Origin of the sequence: Thalassobaculum sp. OXR-137, assembly GCF_034377285.1 — a bacterium.
GTDB lineage: Bacteria > Pseudomonadota > Alphaproteobacteria > Thalassobaculales > Thalassobaculaceae > Thalassobaculum.
Genome location: NZ_CP139715.1, coordinates 4929446 through 4949195, shown reverse-complemented (window position 1 = coordinate 4949195; position 19750 = coordinate 4929446). Strand labels below are relative to the sequence as shown.

The window sequence follows — 19750 nt, the reverse complement described above, 5'->3', positions numbered from 1 at the left end:
CCCTGACGGTCAGGGCTGGGGGCAATCAACCCAATATGAGGATTAAAACTATGACCATTCAAACCATACCACTGACCAAAATCACCGCCGCCGAGGGCAATCCCCGCCGCAGCATGGATGCCACCGCCCTTGAAGGGCTGGCCGCATCCATCCTGACGGACGGCCTTTTGCAAAACCTTGTGGTGCGCAAGAAGGGGCGCAAGTTCGAGATTGTTTCAGGCGAACGGCGCTATCGGGCGCTCTCCCTGTTGGTTGAGCGGAACGCTATCGCCAAAGACCATCCCGTGCCCGTCGAGGTGCGGGGGGATTTGAGCGAGGCCGATGCCTTGCGCCTCGCCACTGTCGAGAACATACAGCGGGAGCAGCTTGCCCCCATGGACGAGGCCGAAGCCTTCGCCACCCTGTTGGGGGCGGGCGCATCCCTTGAGGATGTCGCCGCCAAGGCAGGGGTGTCCGTGTTGACCGTCAAGCGCCGTGTGGCGCTGGCCTCTCTCTGTGACGAGGTGAAAGCCCTTGTGCGGGAAGGGGAGATTACCCTTTCCGCCGCCGAGGCGCTGACCCTTGGCACCCACGACCAGCAACGAGTGCTTATCGAGCGACTGGAGCAGGGCTATCACTATGACGGCGACGACTTGCGTCACTTGCTCACGGGCGAAAAGCCCGCCGTGTCTCTGGCTATCTTTCCGCTGGAACAATACGAAGGCAGTTTCACCGCCGACCTGTTCGCCGATGACGACAACACCGTCTTCGATGACGTGGAGTGGTTCTTCACCCTGCAAGAGGCGGCAGTCGCCGCCCTTGCCGAACACCATGCGGAAAACGCCGCCTTTGTTGAGGTGCTGACCGAAAGCTATGCCCCGTGGTGGCAATATCGTGAGGCCGAGGAAGACGAACACAGCGGGGTGGTCATTCACTTCAAGCCGTCAGGCCGTGTCGAGGTGCGAGAAGGTCTTGTCCGCCGTGACGTGTCCCCGTCTGTTGCCGAGGAAACCGCAGACGCACCGACCGCCCCCAAGGAGCGGCCCGAATATTCGGGGCCTGTCATCCGCATGATGAATGCCCACAAGAGCCTTGCCGTGATGGAGACCTTGCTCACCAATCCCCGCAAGGCCAAGGAGGTGGCCGTCATCAGCCTGTTGAACGGCTTTGACTGGACAGGACGGGTGCGCCTCGATGCCCATCCCGCCCTTGCTTACTTCGCAGGGGAGGACAACCAGCCGACCAGCTACACCGCTCTTGAGCGGGAGGCGCAGGACATGGTGACGGCGATAGGCGTGACGGATAATCGCCGTCAATCCTACGCCCGACCCGTGCGGGGCGCATGGGAGACGTTGCTGGCCGAGGTCAAAAACCCGACCGCCCTTTATGAGGTGGTGCAGGGTTTCTCCGATGGAGAACTCGACCAGCTGCATCTGCTTTTGACGGCGCTGACCTTCGGGCAGGGCAATATGGATGCGCTCGATACAGCTGACAGCCTGTTCAACCGTGTTGCCGCCGATCTGGACGTATCGATGCGGGCGCATTGGACACCAGACGAGGCGTTCCTGACCCGCCGCCGCAAAGACCAGTTGGAGGCCATCGCCAAGGAAAGCGGGGCGATAACCCGTCTTGGGCGGATGAAGGATTACAGCAAGAGCCAGCTGGCCGCTGCCCTTGCCCGTCATTTCCAGCGCTCTGCCGAGGACGATGCGACCTTGCCCGAAGAACTGCGCAAGCGGGCGAATGCATGGCTTCCCGATGCCATGCGGTTCCCCGCCGTGACCGAGGGGGCTGACCTGCCGTGGCAGGAAGGGGAGGCAGACGAGGCCAATGCAGACGACACGGACGGCGACCCCACGCCCGCCGTTTCGGGCGAGGGCGAGACCACGCAAGTGGCCGCCTGACCCCCGTCTGCATCAGGGGCGGTGCGGGTAGTCAGCCCGTGCCGCCCTTCTTCTTCATTCTCGGGAGGGTTTCCCCATGCAAATCATCGCCGCCATTCTTCTCATCGCCGTGGCCGCATACGCTGCCAATGTCACGCGCAATATCGACGCCGTGGGCTGGGTGCTGCTCGGTGCGCCTTTCGTCATTCCAGTCGGGATGCTTGTCCTCTGGCTGACGGGCAAGCTGTTCGGAGCGCTGTTCGGCGGGACGCGCCGCGACTGAGATTTTGACCGTTTGCCGCCTGTTACGGTGACGGCCACCATTGCCGATTACAACCCGTCTTGGCCTTCAGCCAGGGCGGGCGTTTTCTTGAGCCGCCTCACCAGCGATAGGGTGATTCAGGCCATGGGGATTGCGCGCTGGCCGCCGTTTGTCGGGGGCGGTGATCGAGGCCGCCATGGTGAGTCTTCTACATGTTTGGTGCGGTCGCATCCCCTCACGTCCTTTCCTTTTATGGCCACATTTGAGCCCGTCGCCCGCGCCTGCAACGGCGCACGGTCGGTTTCTTCCCCTGCGGCTTTGCCGCATTCCTCGCGAAACAAGAAACAGCCCGCTTGCCGTCCTCCCACTCCGTTACGTCCCTGCGGGTGCAGGCCCGGTCTTTGACGGTCTCTGACATTGGCCATGGAAAGGTCGCGAAGGGCGCGACCCCCAGACACCAAACAAAGGAGACTATCACCATGGCAACCATCGGCACCTTCACCAAAACCGACAACGGCTTCGCCGGCACCATCCAGACCCTTGGCCTCAAGGCCACCAAGGTCACCGTGAGCAGCGTCGAGAAAACCGCCGACACCGCCCCGGACTTCCGCATCAAGGCGGGCGCAGTCGAAATCGGCGCGGCCTGGCACCGCACCAGCAAGGGCGGCAACGAGTACATCTCGGTCAAGCTGGACGACCCGAGCTTCGCCGCTCCGATCTACGCCAATCTGGTCGAGCAGCAGGACAAGGGCTTCGCCCTCATCTGGAGCCGCTAGGGACGACACCAACGCCGCCCGCCACCACGGCGGGCGGCCTTAACCCCAAGACATTTTTATTAAGGAATTTTGACCATGATGATACTTTTGACCGACGATCAACTGAACAAGCTGCATGCGGAAACCGCCCGCCTGACTGACGAAGCCGAGCGCCTTCTGGCAGCCGCCGAAGCCACCGACGATCCCGATGACTGGGACGCATGGAAAGAGGCGGACGGCATTGCGGCGGGCCATGCTCTCGCGCTTCAGGCCATCGCTGCCACCGGAGACGACCCCGACCCAGCGCGGCCCTCGATAAGCTTCACGGAGTGGTGCGAGACTTTCCGCCCGACGACCAATCCACTGGTCCCGACTGCCCCCTGCGACGGGCTTCTGTTCGAGACCTTCGGCCCCGAGATCGAGATCGTCAGGACGACCGACCTGGCCCGCGTCTGGACGCTGATCGAGGCTGACGATGACACCCTCTATATCCTCAGCGGGCTTCATACGGTGAACCGCCTTGGCTACTTCATCACCGAAGCCTCATGGCACGGCGAGGACCCGATGGAGATCCCCTACGCTTAAACCTGCTGGCCCCTGTTGCACGTGCGGCAGGGGCTATTTCTCCGTAACTCAATCCTGGCGCTCGACCCACGTGTGCCTATCTGGGATCGGTACCGTTACGGTCATCTTCATCCTTACCAGTCGGGTCAATTTCATCATGCCCAAGATCAGGCAAGGGGGCATGATTCCGAAGTTTGGCCTCGGTCTCCGCACGCAGAGCAGCACGGGCCACCTCTTGCCTCTGCTTCAGGGTCCTATGGTAATCTTCGTTGGTCTGGTCTGGCTCAGGCAGAGGAAGCCGCTCCTGTAACGCCGTCTGGAGCTTGTCTGCCTCCTGCTCTTTGGCGATATCTTCAACGAGCCTCACCATCTTCAGACTACCAGACTCCACGGCCCAATATGCCGGCATCCGGCTATTATTGTCAGCGAGGGTGAAGTCCCCGCCCGCCTCATGGACAGCGTGCACCATCTCTGGAATATAACACCCCGCCGCACGATGCGCTGGCGTCCGGCCATACTTGTCAGCGAGTGTAAAGTCCCCGCCTACTTCATGGACAGCGCGCACGATCTCGGGATTACCGGACCCCACCGCCGTATACGCCGGTGTCTCACCATCCTTGTCAGCGAGGGTGAAGTCCCCGCCCGCCTCATGGACAGCGTGCACGGTCTCGGGATTACCAATCTCCGCCGCCCTATGCGCCGGCGTCCGGCCATACTTGTCAGCGACGGCGAAGTCTCCACCAACCTCGTGGACAGCGCGTACAATCTCGGGATTACCAGACCCCGCCGCCCTATGCACCGGCGTCTGGCCATAATCGTTAGCGAGGTTGAAGTCCCCGCCTGCCTCATGGACAGCGCGCACCACCTCTGGATTGCCAGACCCCGCCGCCCAATGCGCTGGCGTATGGCCATGCTCGTTAGCGAGGGTGAAGTCCCCGCCTGCCTCCTTAAGGCGTTTCAGCTCGTCGATGTCGTTGCCTTCTATCGCATCAAAAATCTTATCCAGCATGCACGTGTCTCACTTTGTTAAATTCCCTCCGGCTCAAGCCGTGAACCCTTATGCGCAGGTGCGCGAGAGAGGGACTGACAGTGACAACTGCGGCTTGCCTTACAGGGCGGCAATGCAACAGGCCAGCAAGAGCAGCAGCAGAAGCCGCGTGGTCACCTGGCGACGTTTCCGTATCATTAGGTGCTGGGCCATCCAGTCAGGTTTCTGCGAAGCCATGTTCGTGTCTCCAATTGAGCGCTGGCAGCATCCGATACGATCTCGGTGATGCTTCCTCGACTTATGGTCCTGTCCACCAGCAACCCCGCTGACGTGCCCAGCTTGCCGAGGTGACCGGCATGCTCAATCGGGGGCTTTCCATCCTTCCGGCTGGCCGTGACCGTCGGGCCTTCCTCATTGGGCAAACGTGGCGTCGGCGTCTCCCGCCGCAACGGCGCTGCCCGACTTTCTTCCCCGGTCTTCGACCTTCCTCGCGAAACAAGAAAGACGGTCCTCGCCGTCCTCCACTTCGTTCCGGCCCACTTCAAGTCCCGGTCGGGGCCTTGCCCCTCCGCGCCTCTTGGGGTGCGTCCGGTCGCCTATGCCGCCGCCTTCTGTTGCCCATGGAAGGCCGCGGTCGCGGCCAGGACAAACCGGAAGGAGGAAAGACCATGACCCGATTGAGCAACACCGTGAACCAATTCGACATGAGCTGGGACGAATACGTCATCGCCGTGGAGGACAGCTACCTGATCGAGGCGGAAGCCGATCTCACCGAGGAACAGTATCGGGATGTCAGCACCGCCTTCGACATCGGCATGACCCCGATCGGCTGCGCCATCGCCCTGATGGAGGCCCGCCGCCACAGGCGACCCGCCACGGACTGGCGCATGGCCGCCTGATCCTCATTCAGCACTTCGACGCAGCGCCCCGCCGTTACATCGGCGGGGCATCCTGTGCATCCACTGCCGCCGAGTCCCCTTGGCGGGCTCGCAGTATTTCGAATGCCGTCGCTGTTGCGGTCAAAGATACCTGCCCAACCCTGACGACCTTGACGGCTGAGCGTTGACGAGCAGAAGAACGGCGTGCCTGGACAACGGCGTAAGGCCGCATGCTCGAACTTCGGTCTCACCCCATGACGTTCTGCCTGAAGAGCCAGTCCCGCAATTGGCTTTGTGACGCCCATGCCCGGTATCCCCTTGGGGACGAACCACACCGATGCGGGCCTTCGATCTGGGGCCAATCTGGCATCGGCGTCGCCTGCCGCAATGGCGCGAACCGACTTTCTTCCCCTGGCCGATCACCCCAATCGACGGGTCGCTTGGGGACCCCGATCCTGGCCATTCCTCGCGGTCGCTGCGCTTCAAGAAAGACGGCCCTTGCCATCCTCCACTTCGTTCCGGCCCTCCGGGTGCGGAAGGCTATTTCGCCGTTGCCCACTCTTGGCCACGAAGGCCGCACGGTGCGGCCCAAAAAACCCCAAGAGGAGACCGACCATGAGCCAGCCAACTTCAATCCAGATCGTACGGGACATGACCTGTCAGCATTACGTCGAATATGTTCTCGGAGCCTTTACCGAGGCCTACGACCGCGCCCCCTTCGACGGTGCCCATGGCGAAATTCGCTTCTGGCACTCCATCAATGTTCATCCAGATTCAGCCGTCGAGATGCTCGCACAATGGGGCTACTAGCCCCCTCCGCGCATCCGCTTCACGAGGACCTGACAGCCCCCAGAACGGGGGCTTTCGCATGTCCGTCGCCGCCATCAGACTCGTAGAACCTCACCTCTCACCGCTTTGTTGCTGGCTGTTGGCTTTTGTTGACACTTGCAATCGCACCCTGAAAACCGTAGAGTGTTGTTGAGATTTTCTGGCGCTAATTGCCTGTTCTGTAATCTTGAATCCTTAACCCACTGGCGGGCGACCCCATAAGAGGGGGAGTATTTTTGAACGACAGGAGGGAGGCAAGATGGATGTTGATCGACAAAAATACCTGACGGGCGGCCTGCGGCCTGCCCTGCCGGACAGCCCCCGAGGGGCGTCCAGCGGGTATTTTCGTGCGTTCAACAGGCCTGGCATTCGACCCCCTTGCGGGGTCTCAAGCGCAGCCCTCTTGCTCTGCGAGGCGTCTGGGGAAGGGGAGGCATAGCCCCATGGCCGGACGGCGTCCCAAGGCTCCTGAAGAGCGTCGCACCAAGGTCTGTTATATCCGCCTGACCGAGGCCGAGTGGCGGAAGATTCAGAGCGACGCCATCGACGCCGGACTGCCCTTCGCCACCTATGTCCGCAGCCGTGCGCTCGGTATCAAACCACGGGTCAGGCCACAGCGCGACAAGGTCATGGACGCGCTGCTTTACGAGCTGACTTCAATGGCGACGAACCTCGGTCAGCTGGCCGAGGCGACCGGCGACGAGACCTATGGCCCCTGGGCAAATTATGTCGGCGGCGAGCTGGTCAACCGTGTCACCGACCGCTTCGATCTGGCTCCGCTGATCGAGCGGGAGATCGAGGCCATCAACGGCATCGGGCATGCGATCAACGCCATGGCGCGGCGGGCAAACATGGGCAAGGAGATCGACCCAGCCGACCGGGACGAGACACTGACCATCATGCGCCGGGTGCTCGATCCGCTCCACAAAGCCGTCGCCAAAAAGCCCGTCCAGATCGACGAGGACCCCGACACCGATGCGTCCCCCGATGAGGGGGGCGGGGATGCGCTTTAAGGTTCCACGCCGACAGCCGGAGAGCTTCCGGGCATCCGCCCTTTACCTCGCAGGCGAGATCAAGGGGCTCAGCCCCGACCGTGTGGAATTTGTCGAGGTGCGCAATCTCTTCACCGACAACGCCCGTGCCGCGTCTTCCGTGATGGAGGCGACTGCCGCCAAATCCGTCCGCTGCAAACAGCCCGCCTATCACTTCATGATCACCTTCGATCCGAAGGACGCGGCGGCGGGGAAGGTGACGCCGGAGCTGAAGCGCAAGGTGGCCCAGCAGGTCATCGAGCGCATGGGCCTGACCGAGCACCAGCTCATGGTCTATTCCCATCAGGACACCGAGCATCCGCACATGCATTTTCTGGTGAACCGTATCCATCCGCAAAAGCACGTCGCCTATGACCGCCATCAGGACGGCAAGCGGCTGACCGGGATTGTCCATGAGCTCGCCCGCGAGCACGGGCTCAATATCCTGCGCAATCGGGAATACGAGCGCCAGCTTGGCCGGGACGTCGATGACCTCGCGCCCGCGCTCAGCGATGGGGAATATTGGAAGGCGCGGCGGGAAGAGCGGGAAGCGCTCATCCCCCTTGGCAAGGTTGCCACCGCCGACCTGCGCCGCCGTTTGAAGGACGATTTTTACCAGTCCCGGACCTGGGCCGAATTGAACCATCGCCTGACCCGGAAGGGCATCACCCTGGAGCGCAAGGGGCAGGGCCTGATCCTGTCCGACGGCGAGCGGTTTGCCAAGCTCTCCGACATGGGTAAGGGGGTAAGGTTCAACACGTTGGAGGAGCGGTTCGGGGAGCGCTTCGACGACTTCATGTCGAGCCGTGCGGCCGAGATCGCTCGCGACGACCGGGAGGGACAGCTGGCCCTCGATACCAGTGACCTTGAGCCGGAAGAGCGCCGCACCGTCGAGGGCATGCTCGCGGGTGACATCGACACCTCGCCGGAAGGCGATGCCGTTCGCCGTGCCGACCAGGCCGATATGGATTATCGCTACTGGATACAGATCGAGGCCGCCTATCGCAGCCGCAAGGGTCGGGTCCGCTATGCCGAGCAGCAGGAAGTCTGGCATGCCAGACAGGCCGAGCGGGAGGCAGGTTGGATCACGAAGCGGGAGGCCAGCTTCCTCGAAGGGCTGGCCAAGGTCTACAAGGATGCGAACAAGGCCCGCGCTCGTTGGGATGAGTTGGAGAAAAAGCTTGGCATCAAGGAGGCCGAAGACGCCATCCGAAAAGACCCCTTCCTGTTGGGGGCGATCAAGGGGGTGCGGATTGGCGATTACCGCACCCGCGAGCGGGCGGAGGCCAAGAAGTCATTCCGCTATATCATGCAGCGCCGCCAGAAGCTCCGCGACGCGCGCCTCAAACACGGGCAGGCCCATCATGAAATCGAGCAGGCCCGCCGCCGCACCAAGGCTGCCGTACGGGAACTGGAGATCATCCAGAATATCGCAGGCAGTCCCGCCGAACTCCGCAAGCGCCTGGCTGCCAAGATCGCAGCCCGTGCACGTGCCCTGGAGCGGCTGAGCGAGAAAGCGCTCAAACGCGCCAATCTTGCCGATGATCGGAAAGAGCAGTTAGAGCGGGCTTGGCGCATGCACAAGAAGCGACAGCTGGAGCGGGAACGCACGAAAGAAAGAGGCCGGCCCTTCGGGCTCGACCTCGATCTGTTCGATGACTGACATCACGCCTCTTGGTGAGCGCCAAGGCCAGCGGATTGTTCAGCGGAATCCGGCAAGGCTGCGTCAAAACGCTTGCGGAAGTACCGGTCGGCAAAATACCGGACCTTCTCGGCCAGGATCGGTTTGCAGCCTTGCACGAAGACCAGCATCTGGTTTTCCGGCAGGAGCATGATTTCGGCCGGCGACAGGAGCGGGCGTCCCGTTTCAGCCACGGTCTCGTTGAAGTTCGTCGCCATCCAGAGCCACGGGAACCGCCCGGAGCGGCTGCCGCTTCTCGTGCGCACGGTGCGTTGCCCCAGCATGCCGGAAAGCAGCTCCGCAGTTTGCGTGTCCTGCACGTTGAACGCCTGCCGCACCGCACAGTTGGCGATCATCGAGCGCCATTTGACGTAGGTCTTCTGCAGCTGGTCGAGGTCCTGCACGAACAGCCAGAGGATCGCACCATAACCGGCGAGATAGCCGATGCCGTCTTCGATGGGGCGCATGTGCCCGAGGGCGGGCAGCTCATCGAGCAGGAACAGCACCGGATGTTTCGGGCGCTTGGCCTCCCGTGTCATGGCGGCTGTGGCGAGGCCCACCATGAGCCTTAGAACCGGCTGGTATACGGCCACATACTCCGGCGGGATGATGATGAACAGCGACAGGTTCTCCCGCTTCAGGTCTTCCATTTTGAACGACGAATGGTTCGTCGCCGCTTGAAGCAGTGGGCTATCGAAAGGTTCCAGGCGACTTTGCGCTGTTGAGATGACAGCGCCGCGTTCCTTGTCCTCTTTCTGGGAAAAGCCCCGTCCAATCGTGCTGATCACGATATGCGGGGATTGGGCCATGGCATCGATGACGGCTTCGAAGCCGGACCTGTCCCGCATCAGCAATGCCCGAACGCGATGCAGGTTGCGGTCCTGGGGTGTCAATGCCGCCCGTAATTTCCCCAGAAGCGCCGAAGTAAATTTCCCCAGTTTCGCCGGTCAGGTTGTCGCGGTGATGTGGTCGTTTTTGGGCGGCCGTCCCCTTGGCCGTCGTAGCGGTGCTGGGGTCGGCGGTGTGATGGTAGCCTTGGAGCGGACGTGCTCGGGCATGAGGTCGGCGTGCTGGCGCAACCGGTAGCTGGAGCCTTCGATCTGGATGACCAGAGCATGATGCAGCAGGCGGTCGAGGAGTGCGGTGGCGACGACCGGGTCTCCGAACACCTCGCCCCATTCGGCAAAGCCGCGGTTGGAGGTCAGGACCATCGCACCACGCTCGTATCGGGCGTTGACCAGCTGGAAGAACAGGTTGCCACCCCCAGGAACGACGGGCAGGTAGCCGATCTCGTCAACGATCAGCAGAGCCGGTCGACAGAAGAAGCGTATGCGTTCCGTCAGCCGTCCCTCGCGCTCGGCGCGGGCGAGTTGCCCGAGCAGGTCGGCGAGTGTGCAAAAGTAGACACTGCGCCCTGCCTTCACCGCCTCGACGCCGAGGGCGATGGCCAGATGGCTCTTGCCGGTGCCGGGCGGGCCGAGGAAGTGGACGACCTCGCAGCGACCGATAAAGCCGAGTTGTGCGAGGGTGAGGATACGATCGCGGTCGAGCGACGGCTGGAAGGAGAAGTCGAACCCTGAGAGCGTCTTGATGGTCGCCAGTCGGCCCATGCGCAGGGCCGTCTTGATGCGGCTGTTCTCGCGCAGGGTCAGTTCCTCGGCGAGCAGCATGTCGATGGCCTCCAGAGCACCGATCTCCCCGTGCTCGAGGCGGCGCACGACCTGATCGAGGGCTTCCAGGGCGCGTGGCATTTTCAGACCGACCAGATCGTGGCGGATCCGCTCCAGGGTCGACGGGGTCAGATCACCTGGAGCGCTCATGACCGGCACTCCCGGGCAAGACGGCGAGCGACAGCGTCGTAGAACTCCAGGGAGCGCTGAGCGACCACGTCGCCGGTTCGGCTGACGACCACATCTCCGTCGGCTCCACGTCTTCGTCCTGTGGAGCCCCCTCCTTTTCGGTGTCCAGGAGCCACCCGGCGCTGGTGGCGGCCTTCCAGGACCGGATGGGTCGCGATCAACGTGCCGTCCTCGAAGATCCTGATCTCCTGGGCGAGCGTGTGCACCTCGACCGTGCGCCGCCGGGTGGCATCCGGAACGCTGTAGAAGTTGCCACCGACGCTTACCATCCCTTCCCGGGAGATCCGTCGCTCCAGACGTAGTACGGAGCGGAACGGCGCCAGAGGCAGAACCAGCAGGTGCGGCTTCTCCTCGGCGAACGCCTCGTTCACGACCCGCCGGGTTGTGGCATGCACCCTGGGATTGGCGACACTGTCCAGCCAGCGCCGCAGCTGCTCGTTCAGATCGTCCAGGTTGCGGAACGAACGGGCCAAGAAGAAGTCCTCGCGGATGTATCGGAACGGCCGCTCGACCTTGCCCTTGGTCTTGGCCCGGTAGGGCTGGCACGCGCGCGGGTGGAAGCCATAGTGGCGGGCCAGATCCACAAGGGCCCTGTTGTAGACGATGCCGCGCGGCTCCCCGTCAGCAGCTTCGCCGATCACCGCCGTCTTCATGCGGTCGTAGAGAAGCTCGCGTGGCACGCCGCCGATCGCGTCGAAGGCGGCGACGTGGCAGCGCAGCACTGTCGCTAGGTCCTGATGGGCGACGAACCGTGCCCAGATCAGGCGGCTATGCCCCAGGACCAGCGAGAACAGCCACACGATCCGCGGCTGTTCCGGCTCATCGGTGAACACCACCTGGAACTGAGCAAAGTCGACCTGTCCTTGCTGACCGGGAGGTGTCTCGAAGCGGATCTCATAACCCGGTGTCGGCGCGGGACGGATATCACGCAGATAATCCGTCACCGCCGTATAGCCGCCGCTATAGCCGAGGTCCCGCAATTCTCGCAGCAGCCGGGCGCCGGTCAGGCCAGGCCACGTCATCACGCGTTCGCGCAGATAGGGGGTGTACGGATCCAGCAGACGTGACCGTGGCCTGCGTGGGCCATAGCTCGGTGGCTCCAGGCCGCGCTCGATGTAGCGACGAACGGTCTTGCGGTCGAACCCGCTCTCCCGTGCGATCGCCGATATAGACAGCCCCTGCCGATGCAGTTCCAAGATCATGAGCATCTCTCCCAGTTTGATCACCGCCGAACTCCTCTCGCCGACCGAGAGGAGCATCGGCAACTCGCCGCCGCCGGTCATCCGGGGCGCGCCCCGGATGACCGGCGACACGCCAACTGGGGAATTTTCAAACGGCGGTTCTGGGGAGATTCACTCCGGTATCAACACTGGGGTTTGCGCTCCAGCGCCACATGCAGGAGCAGGCCGGTCAGCAGAGTCCGCGCTTCCCGTTCCCAGTGATTGGCTTCCTTCCCATCGGGGGCGACCAGCATCTCCGCGATCATGCGAGCATCGTCCACCTCTTTCGGTGTAAAGGTCCGTATGAAGTCGATTGGATTATAGCCATCACCGCCGAGGGTGGAATCGAAGGGGGCGAAGGCAATCACCCTGCCCAGCGTCTCGCGGTACGCTCGTGTGACCGCATGGTTCTCGCCCTTGATATCCGTCACGACGACTGAACCGGGATGGTCGAGCAGGTTCGGGATGACGGCCCCGACGCCCTTGCCGGAACGTGTCGGGGCGAAGGTTAGAAGGTGACCTGGTTTGGCGTGACGGATGAAACGCCATCTGGACTTGCCGATGATCGGCCCGCGCTTGAGCAATTCGGCCCGCCGCAAATCTGATGATGCTGCAAAAGCGGCCTTGCCATAGGCATCGCGTGGAACGAAAAATACCCGCTGCACGGCCCAAGTCATCAGAAACAGCCCGAGCAATCCTCCGGCGCACAATGCCTTGGCAACCAGCGTGCTCGTGGAAAAATAATAGAAGAAGAGATAAAGCCCGATCGATGCAAACAGCAGCAATGGGAGCCAGATGGCGCATGCCCATAGGGCACGCTTAGCGTAGTCTATCACAGCCATGATATTACCCTTTTTAACGTTGAATACATTCAAGGGTTTATGATGGTGTGTTAAATAAAAATACTGACAGGTAGAAATGATATAAAATAATGCATATAGTAATTAGCGTTGCCGATCCACTTGTTATTACCCTAGGTTAACAAGAATACATTCACCAGGGTCGGCAACGCCATTAGATTATGATTTATGACAAAAATTTTTATATCTACATCGCCGCAATAACCATTGCGATATTCCGGCGTGTGCACAGTAAAGAGCAAATATTTCAATAATTTTATTTAAATTTCCTCAATTATCTCGTTAAAAATATTATGTCATGCGGTATATTTGTGTGTGGCAATATAAGTATTTGAATTCGTATTTTATCGTACAAATAAATATTTTTAATTATTAGGTATATGAAAATGGTTTGGCGATCAGTAATTTTAGCATCTTTATTTAGTGTAGCCATTGTCGCAAGCGTATCTGCGCAGAGTAAGTTTTTTGCCACATCCAGCCGCGGGATTGAAGGTGGCAAAGCCAATGCCCAAATCGGCACCTTGCAGGGTGAGAACGACCGCATGAACGCTTGTACTGCGGCTGGTAGGATTTATGCGCCAACCAATGCAGGTGCGGATGCTGGTGGGTGTGTGACCAGCTTCACCATTGATACGGCAACCGGCAATCTGACTGTTACCGGTACGGGGATTTTTGACAACGGTGCAACTGTTAACAACGGTTTGAACGTCCCAAGCGGAAACGTGAATGTAGGCAACCGGGTGACTGCGGCCGAGCTGTTTGTTGGTGCAGGCAACGTCGGTACCATCCCAACCTGCACGGGCGCTAACAAAATACAATGGAACGGTACGAGTTGGGTGTGTGTAGCCGATGAAATTGGTGCAACAGCAGCAACAGAAACCGACCCACAAGTTGGTGGTCTGACCAACGGTCGTTGGTGCCGCACAAATGGTTCGCAAATCATTTGTGATGTGAACGTTCCTCTAGCTTGCGGAACATCTCAGAAACTCATTTGGAACGGAACGAGTTGGACCTGCCAAGCCGATCAGGGGTTGGTCTCGGAAAGCGATCCCCAAGTCGGAAGTCTTACGAGTGGAAAATGGTGCACAACAGACGGTGCGACAATTAACTGTACCTCGGACGCCCCGACCGGCACGACCACAACAACCACCTCGGGCGCATCCTGCGTAAGCTGTAACTCCGTCTGCTCCTGTGGCGGCTCAACGGTGAGCTGTTACCAATGTAACTGTGACCAATGCTCTGGCGGTGACGGGGGGGATTGGTAATGGCCGCCCATACTGTACCGTTTCTCAATCTCAAGTTTGTGTCAGGGGCTGTCGTTACGCTGCTTATCTCTCTTGCGCCTAGCGTTCCGTGGGCGTCGTGCGGCCTCTTCCCGCCACATCAAGAACGCAAGGGATTCCAAGGGCATGAAACTTGGCAGGATGAGGACTTGCGGGTTTTCGTCTCCGATGGCTATTCGTTCCCTGCTCTTGCAGAATGGGAAGCTATCGGCGCGAAACAAGGCGACGACGGATGCTTGACGGCACCAGCCAAACAGACAGTAGCCGTTGTTCGATCCTCGGCTTGGCAAAGCAGAGATGTCACGGTTTCGCCAACCGCAAAGATGCCGGTTCGCCTTCTTAGTCCGGCTACGTGGACTCCCGCACAAACCGACACTGCCCTCGAACGTATCGCAACCGTGTTTGAGCGTATCGCTGATTTATATCCGCTCGGTCTTGATCCCGCCGGAACTGAGCCGTTTGCGATCATTGCCACGGTTGACGGACGCAGTCGATCCGACGTTCATCCAGTGGATACACCGCAGGTCGGCTTTCTCAGTGCGTTGCCTGACACCCCAGCTTTCGATGCTCAGGTTGCGCGTATGTGGGTACAGCTATTTTCACACGGCAGGCCGCACCCCGAACTTGGCCCGAAGGAAAGACGGAAGCCATCTCTTTCGGCAAAATTCCCGCTTGAAGTATTCGATGCGCTTGTCGCAGGATACGCTTCGCTTGCCGCAGCTTACGAATTGCAGGATCGGGATGCTGCACTGTACAGAGCTCTCTTAAACTATTTCGCGATTGTGGACGACAACTACGCCGCCTCGCCCGTGGATGCTGAGTGTCGGCATGTCGAGGCGGGTAATTTTGCTCAGAAACAAACGCGGTGGGGGTTCGGATCTGACCAGGATCGTCAGCTTTATACTCAGTGTCTCGCTCCAGCCCATGCAATTTTACTTTCAGACGCATTCACTTCAAGCGAGGATCAAGGCTCCAACGCGTTCAGAGACTGGGTGCGGCGGACACACGAGAACGGCTTCACGCCCTTGTCCATTCCACTTCCCGAGCGACTGCAAGGCATTGCCTGGGTGGAAACGCTATTTTCTCCGAGTCGCCAACTTTTTATCAATGCTTACCGCCGCGCTCGTCAAATGGGCTTAATCGAGCTGCCGCAAGTTGATCGGCCGAGAAATCTGAAAATCTATTCAGAGGGTGCCAAGCTCGATGCCCGTCTGTATTCCAAGAGCACTGATGCAAGGGCAGATCGAGTATTCCTCCTCACGCATAGCTATGACCCGATGAGTTATTCACCATTCGTCCGGGCATTCGATTTAGTCGCGGCGCGGACTGTTGAGATGTTGCTTGAGTTTGGCGATGTTCTGGTTCTGCATCGGGCTGGTTACGGTGAAACAGTCGGCGGCACGCTGGAGGAGTATGGCCCCTGCGCCAATCCCGAATATTTAATCGCTGCCCAAGACGGCGGCGTGCACATTGGTGATGCGGCTCACTGGTTAAAGCGCCGTAGTTACGACCACATCATCGGGGTGAGTCGCGGCGTTGGTGCAGTTGCCATGCTCAGCGCCGTTGAAAGAGGCGACATTTCAGGTCTGCTTATTGCCGACCCGGTGCGCGGGGCCGCCACCAGAGAATCTGTGTGTGCCCCCGATCGCATGTTGCACACAGTAGAACAGCTTTACGCGCGCGCCAAAACGGTCCCGCTGGAAATCGCAGGGCACCCGGATCTGATCTTTTACGAGGATGGTCGCCAGAAAGAGTTTGAAGGTATATTCGGCAAAGTTAATTGGTTGAAGCCTAGGGCGCATGACGACCCAACAAACGGTTTTTACCAAAACCCTGAACGGTGGCGATCGCAACTAGAGAAATTGTTGAAGAAAATATAATTTCGACGAGTACGATAACAACAAATATAGAATGTTGTGCCGAAAAAATAACTCTGGAAATTATTGTGAAATTACAAACACCTAATGATCATTATAGGCTTGTGGAGGAGGTTTGTTTGATTGCGTAAAGAATTATATTATTGGAATAAAATGCATGGCAAAAATTGTTGTATTTCAGAAAAATCCGAAAGACGTTATCTGGACAGTAAGGTGCGACCAGCCGATATTGGAGCTTGAGTTTGGCACATTCGACGACGCGATGCGGGAAGCCGAGAGACGTGCGCAACTGTTGAAGGCCGAGCTCATCGTTTATCCGCGTAGGGCGCTTTAAGTACCGTTTTTGCAACAAGACGGGCGCCGTTGATGATATTGTGAAAACGTGTTGCGAATACTTGTTGCAAATAGATGGAGCGAATTTGACGGTTGATCTTCGGCTATGCCCGCGTATCGAAAGCTGAAGGCCAGGACACGGCTGCACAGGTTGCTGCGCTGAAGGCGGCGGGAGCCGAGACCATATTCGAAGACGCAGCGTCTGGTGGGCGGTTTGACCGTACATCCCTCCAAGAGCTTCTGGATGCCGTCGGACAGGGCGACGTTGTTATCGTCTGGAAACTCGACCGTCTTTCCCGTTCCCTCATGGACCTTCTGCGCATCATGGACCGCCTCGACAAGGCGGGAGCAGGCTTCCGGTCGCTGACCGAGGCTATCGATACTACAACGCCGGCCGGCCGGATGATGATGCAGATGCTGGGCAGTGTGGCAGAGTTCGAGCGGGAGATGATCAGGGAACGCACCCGCGCGGGCCTCGCCCATGCCCGTGAGCAGGGCCGCCCACTTGGCCGCCGTCGTGCTCTCACCAGCGACCAGCGCCGAAAGGCAGTTCGCTGGATGCAAGAGGGCCAGAGCCAGGCCGAAATCGCCCGCACCTTCGGCGTCCATCGTTCGACGGTTTCCAGGTTGGCGCATGAAACGAGAGTGACCGCTCGGTGACTTCGGCTTCCGAAACGAACAACAGTGGGCTTGGTATCGGAAATCAGACGATTTCAATGTATCCAATCAATTCAGCTGAATAGCTGCCGTCGCCGTTGGCTGCTCCCTTGTGTTTTAGTTCGCGTTGTAAGGTCGGTTCGACGACAGAAGAGAATAGCAGAAGGCGTTCATCATCAGATAGTTTCGGTGATCCAGGTTCAGCCCTAAGGTATCTGTCTGTCTGCCGTTCGACACTGGGGACACGACTGCCTTCCATGTTCACGGCAATGGGCTGCAAAGAGATGCGCTTCTCGCCATTGCCTGCTGTCGTCTCGACCATCCAGAGAGACAAGAGTACTGGGTCACCCTCCTCACTGCTGTTCGCCACAGCCCCAAGGCTTTCGGGAGAAAGGCTTCTCCACCGTCCAAGCTCTTCCTGAACGGTAGGGTGATCTATGCCCATCAGTTCAATGTTGTCATTGGCGGTCGCAGTGTCACGATCCAGCGTAAAGCGTTTCTTGCCTCCAGTGGTCGTGCTGTCCAGTTCGTAGGTCTCTTCGTCTATCTTCACTAGGCGCTGGTTGCGCTCGTCCAAGGCCGCCGCCAAAAAGTTTACCAACCGCTGCATGCTTGAAGATATGTCGGAGAACGGCTGATAATCATCGAGACTGAAGCCATCCAAGTCTTGGAACAGGTCGAATACAACCTCGCGCGCTTCGCGAGCGTTGGACAGTGCAGCCTCCAACTCGACCGCTGTTCGTTTCAATAGCGGGTCGGATAGAGCTTCTTGATAAAGCCGGTCATAGTTCAGGCGTTCTGATAGCTGGCCCAAAATCTGAGAACGTAGGTCTTCTGCAACATTCCCTTGGTCATCGACCTTTCCAAGCGTCTTGGCAATTTCCGTCAGCTTGTCATCGAGCAAGAGAAAAATGCGACCTTCAATCGTATCGGAAAGTACCAGGTTATAGACTTGGGCCGTATGGGCCTGCCCGTAACGATGGATGCGACCTATGCGCTGCTCCATATCCATAGGATTCCAGGGCAGGTCGAAATTGAAAAGGATACGGGAAAACTGGAGATTGATACCTTCGCGGCCTGCGGCTGTGCAAACCAGCACCCTCGGTCCGTTCTTCATCTTGAAGCGCCGTTCGGCCGCAACCTTCGCTCCATGGTCTCCACCCCGGAGCACGACAACACCTTGGCCCGGATAGACGCTCTCGATCTCCTTTGCCAGGAGTTCAACCGTGCCGAGATAGGTCGCGAATATGACGATTTTCTCGTTCGGATTTTGCCGCCAGAGCGTACCGAGTCCGTCCAGAAGCTTTTGTGCCTTCGTTTCCCGCCTCTCGGGGAAAATGGAAAGCAATTCCGCAATGCGCAGACGTTCTTCGGGCAGATGAAGGTCAACCACAGCGGAAGCAGCATCTTCCATGTGCGACGATGCGAATTCACTCCCGTATGGGTCTGACGCCATTTCCAGCGCTTCCTCATCCAGCTTCTTCGCCAGCCGGTACTTGAGGTCTGCCATCACGCGATCGACTTCGGTTCGTCCAATCGGATCACGGCTGAGGCTCCACTCGGTATGGACGATTTCCCGAGCTTCATCGTAGAGCCGTTCCCGTCCCTCGATGTCCAGCTCACGGTCGCGAAGCAGGGCTTCGTGCAAAGTGAGCATCAGCATTCTCCGCTTCAATGTTCGGCGCACAGCGGCGAAACTCGATGCAGCAATCTTCTGGAAAATGGCCATGAGGAATCCTAGGGCACGCCCCTGGTTCCCCTGTCTCTTCGCGAGATCAAATCCGTCTTCGAGGTACTCCCTCAGCTTCTCGTAGAACTGACGTTCATCCTCATTCATGAGAAACGATTCAGTATGTACCCAACGCCGGGCAAAGAGCGGATCGCCGTCCGGGCGGCAGGCATCCGCCTTGGTTCGGCGGAACATCACCGTGTTCAGTCTGTGGCGGTTCTCAATCATTTCCTCGGGGCTGCCGAAGAGTGTCGGATTGAGCAGTTGGACCAGCATCCAGAATTGGAAATGGTTGCCTTGGTGCGGCGTCGCTGATAGCAGCAACAGGTCGCGTGTATGGCCCTTCAAAGCCTCACCGAGCTTATAGTTTTCGGTCTTTCGGACCTTGCCGCCAACTCGGTAGGCGGTCAAATGATGCGCCTCATCGAAGACCACCAGATCCCATCGTGGCGCTTCGAGCAGGCGCTTGATACGCGCTGGACGTTTGAGGGTGTCGATACTGGCGATCAACCGATCATGCTTGGCAAAGGCATTTGTCTTGCGGTCGGTGATGTCGCCTTCCGAACCAAACACCTCAAAATCCAGATTGAAAACTTCATTCAGTTCCCGGTGCCAGTTGTTCACCAAGCCGGCGGGAACGACCATTAAAGCCCGGTCCAATTCTCCCCGGCTGGCAAGCTCGCGGAGGATGAGTGCCGTTTCAATTGTTTTGCCTAGTCCTACCTCGTCGGCGATCAGGAAACGGCGGGGCGAGGCGGTCGCGATCCGATGCGTCAGCACGACCTGATGGGGAAGTAGATCAATGCGCGCGGAGGTCAGCGCAGAGGCGCTCTCCATGACGGGTAGTGCATGAGCTTCGTAAGAAAGCCAGACATTCCGCAGCCGTTCGGGCGTCCCTTCGACCGACCGCAAAATGCGCTCGGTTCTGGAAAGCTCTCGCTGCACATTGGTCAGCGGAACACGCCGTTCTCCGACACTGAAAAATGCGCGCAGATAGCCGTCACTGGGTGCCTCCAGCACCACCCCGGCGCCAAGTTCGGGATGCGTGATCCGCTCACCTGGTGTGTAAGACATTGCTTCCAT

17 protein-coding genes are annotated in these 19750 nt (G+C 59.3%); 11 read left to right on the top strand and 6 right to left on the bottom strand.

The window, feature by feature from the left end; genetic code table 11:
• Positions 1-50: 50 nt before the first annotated feature.
• The 4 genes from T8K17_RS22895 (at position 51) to T8K17_RS22880 (ending at position 3464) form a co-directional block, all read left to right on the top strand.
• Positions 51-1883 carry a ParB/RepB/Spo0J family partition protein gene (locus tag T8K17_RS22895; RefSeq protein ID WP_322332045.1) on the top strand — a complete coding sequence of 611 codons (1833 nt, stop codon included), beginning with the start codon at positions 51-53 and terminating at the stop codon, positions 1881-1883.
• Between the two features lie 76 nt (positions 1884-1959).
• Entirely contained in the window at positions 1960-2145 is a 186-nt protein-coding gene (locus T8K17_RS22890; protein WP_322332044.1) for a hypothetical protein, read from the top strand.
• A 458-nt stretch (positions 2146-2603) separates the two neighbouring features.
• Positions 2604-2900, top strand: a complete 297-nt coding sequence (locus T8K17_RS22885) for a DUF736 domain-containing protein (RefSeq protein ID WP_065702041.1) — start codon at positions 2604-2606, stop codon at positions 2898-2900.
• 87 nt (positions 2901-2987) lie between these two features.
• Positions 2988-3464, top strand: a complete 477-nt coding sequence (locus tag T8K17_RS22880; RefSeq protein WP_322332043.1) for a hypothetical protein — start codon at positions 2988-2990, stop codon at positions 3462-3464.
• Positions 3465-3540: 76 nt separating this feature from the next.
• Here T8K17_RS22880 and T8K17_RS22875 read toward each other — a convergent pair whose 3' ends face one another.
• Complete coding sequence (locus T8K17_RS22875) at positions 3541-4452, bottom strand: ankyrin repeat domain-containing protein (RefSeq protein ID WP_322332042.1); 912 nt, start codon at positions 4450-4452, stop codon at positions 3541-3543.
• 647 nt (positions 4453-5099) lie between these two features.
• Here T8K17_RS22875 and T8K17_RS22870 point away from each other — a divergent pair.
• From T8K17_RS22870 to T8K17_RS22855, 4 genes are all read left to right on the top strand, one after another.
• Positions 5100-5330, top strand: coding sequence for a hypothetical protein (locus T8K17_RS22870; RefSeq protein ID WP_322332041.1), 231 nt, complete (start codon positions 5100-5102; stop codon positions 5328-5330).
• Positions 5331-5924: 594 nt separating this feature from the next.
• On the top strand, positions 5925-6119 hold the full coding sequence (locus T8K17_RS22865) for a hypothetical protein (protein ID WP_322332040.1): 195 nt from the start codon (positions 5925-5927) through the stop codon (positions 6117-6119).
• Positions 6120-6580: 461 nt separating this feature from the next.
• Positions 6581-7150, top strand: a complete 570-nt coding sequence (locus T8K17_RS22860) for a plasmid mobilization protein (protein ID WP_322332039.1) — start codon at positions 6581-6583, stop codon at positions 7148-7150.
• Entirely contained in the window at positions 7140-8831 is a 1692-nt protein-coding gene (locus tag T8K17_RS22855) for a relaxase/mobilization nuclease domain-containing protein (RefSeq protein ID WP_322332038.1), read from the top strand. The genes T8K17_RS22860 and T8K17_RS22855 overlap by 11 nt, the downstream gene beginning before the upstream one ends.
• A gap of 2 nt (positions 8832-8833) precedes the next feature.
• On the opposite strand, the gene T8K17_RS22850 is transcribed toward T8K17_RS22855, so the two are convergent.
• The 4 genes from T8K17_RS22850 to T8K17_RS22835 form a co-directional block, all read right to left on the bottom strand.
• Positions 8834-9742 carry a type IV secretory system conjugative DNA transfer family protein gene (locus T8K17_RS22850; protein WP_322332037.1) on the bottom strand — a complete coding sequence of 303 codons (909 nt, stop codon included), beginning with the start codon at positions 9740-9742 and terminating at the stop codon, positions 8834-8836.
• A gap of 54 nt (positions 9743-9796) precedes the next feature.
• A complete protein-coding gene (gene istB, locus T8K17_RS22845) occupies positions 9797-10669 on the bottom strand; it encodes an IS21-like element helper ATPase IstB (protein ID WP_028793182.1) in 873 nt (290 codons plus the stop codon).
• On the bottom strand, positions 10666-11934 hold the full coding sequence (gene istA, locus T8K17_RS22840; RefSeq protein ID WP_028793183.1) for an IS21 family transposase: 1269 nt from the start codon (positions 11932-11934) through the stop codon (positions 10666-10668). Before istA ends, istB begins: the two co-directional genes overlap by 4 nt.
• Positions 11935-12071: 137 nt before the next feature.
• Positions 12072-12770, bottom strand: a complete 699-nt coding sequence (locus T8K17_RS22835; RefSeq protein WP_322332036.1) for a type IV secretory system conjugative DNA transfer family protein — start codon at positions 12768-12770, stop codon at positions 12072-12074.
• A gap of 398 nt (positions 12771-13168) precedes the next feature.
• Here T8K17_RS22835 and T8K17_RS22830 point away from each other — a divergent pair, with 398 nt between their 5' ends.
• The 3 genes from T8K17_RS22830 (at position 13169) to T8K17_RS22820 (ending at position 16941) form a co-directional block, all read left to right on the top strand.
• A complete protein-coding gene (locus tag T8K17_RS22830; protein ID WP_322332035.1) occupies positions 13169-14053 on the top strand; it encodes a hypothetical protein in 885 nt (294 codons plus the stop codon).
• On the top strand, positions 14053-15951 hold the full coding sequence (locus T8K17_RS22825; RefSeq protein ID WP_322332034.1) for a hypothetical protein: 1899 nt from the start codon (positions 14053-14055) through the stop codon (positions 15949-15951). The genes T8K17_RS22830 and T8K17_RS22825 overlap by 1 nt, the downstream gene beginning before the upstream one ends.
• 423 nt (positions 15952-16374) lie before the next feature.
• Positions 16375-16941 carry a recombinase family protein gene (locus T8K17_RS22820; protein ID WP_322332033.1) on the top strand — a complete coding sequence of 189 codons (567 nt, stop codon included), beginning with the start codon at positions 16375-16377 and terminating at the stop codon, positions 16939-16941.
• 43 nt (positions 16942-16984) lie between these two features.
• Here T8K17_RS22820 and T8K17_RS22815 read toward each other — a convergent pair whose 3' ends face one another.
• A complete protein-coding gene (locus tag T8K17_RS22815; RefSeq protein WP_322332032.1) occupies positions 16985-19741 on the bottom strand; it encodes a DEAD/DEAH box helicase in 2757 nt (918 codons plus the stop codon).
• Between the last annotated feature and the right edge of the window lie 9 nt (positions 19742-19750).

Excerpts from the sequence above, each read along its gene's own strand:
- T8K17_RS22895 (WP_322332045.1), top strand. The coding sequence starts at position 51 with ATGACCATTCAAACCATACCACTGACCAAAATCACCGCCGCCGAGGGC.
- T8K17_RS22890 (WP_322332044.1), top strand. The coding sequence starts at position 1,960 with ATGCAAATCATCGCCGCCATTCTTCTCATCGCCGTGGCCGCATACGCT.
- T8K17_RS22885 (WP_065702041.1), top strand. The coding sequence starts at position 2,604 with ATGGCAACCATCGGCACCTTCACCAAAACCGACAACGGCTTCGCCGGC.
- T8K17_RS22875 (WP_322332042.1), bottom strand. The coding sequence starts at position 4,452 with ATGCTGGATAAGATTTTTGATGCGATAGAAGGCAACGACATCGACGAG.
- T8K17_RS22870 (WP_322332041.1), top strand. The coding sequence starts at position 5,100 with ATGACCCGATTGAGCAACACCGTGAACCAATTCGACATGAGCTGGGAC.
- T8K17_RS22865 (WP_322332040.1), top strand. The coding sequence starts at position 5,925 with ATGAGCCAGCCAACTTCAATCCAGATCGTACGGGACATGACCTGTCAG.
- T8K17_RS22860 (WP_322332039.1), top strand. The coding sequence starts at position 6,581 with ATGGCCGGACGGCGTCCCAAGGCTCCTGAAGAGCGTCGCACCAAGGTC.
- T8K17_RS22855 (WP_322332038.1), top strand. The coding sequence starts at position 7,140 with ATGCGCTTTAAGGTTCCACGCCGACAGCCGGAGAGCTTCCGGGCATCC.
- istB (WP_028793182.1), bottom strand. The coding sequence starts at position 10,669 with ATGAGCGCTCCAGGTGATCTGACCCCGTCGACCCTGGAGCGGATCCGC.
- T8K17_RS22835 (WP_322332036.1), bottom strand. The coding sequence starts at position 12,770 with ATGGCTGTGATAGACTACGCTAAGCGTGCCCTATGGGCATGCGCCATC.
- T8K17_RS22830 (WP_322332035.1), top strand. The coding sequence starts at position 13,169 with ATGAAAATGGTTTGGCGATCAGTAATTTTAGCATCTTTATTTAGTGTA.
- T8K17_RS22825 (WP_322332034.1), top strand. The coding sequence starts at position 14,053 with ATGGCCGCCCATACTGTACCGTTTCTCAATCTCAAGTTTGTGTCAGGG.
- T8K17_RS22815 (WP_322332032.1), bottom strand. The coding sequence starts at position 19,741 with ATGTCTTACACACCAGGTGAGCGGATCACGCATCCCGAACTTGGCGCC.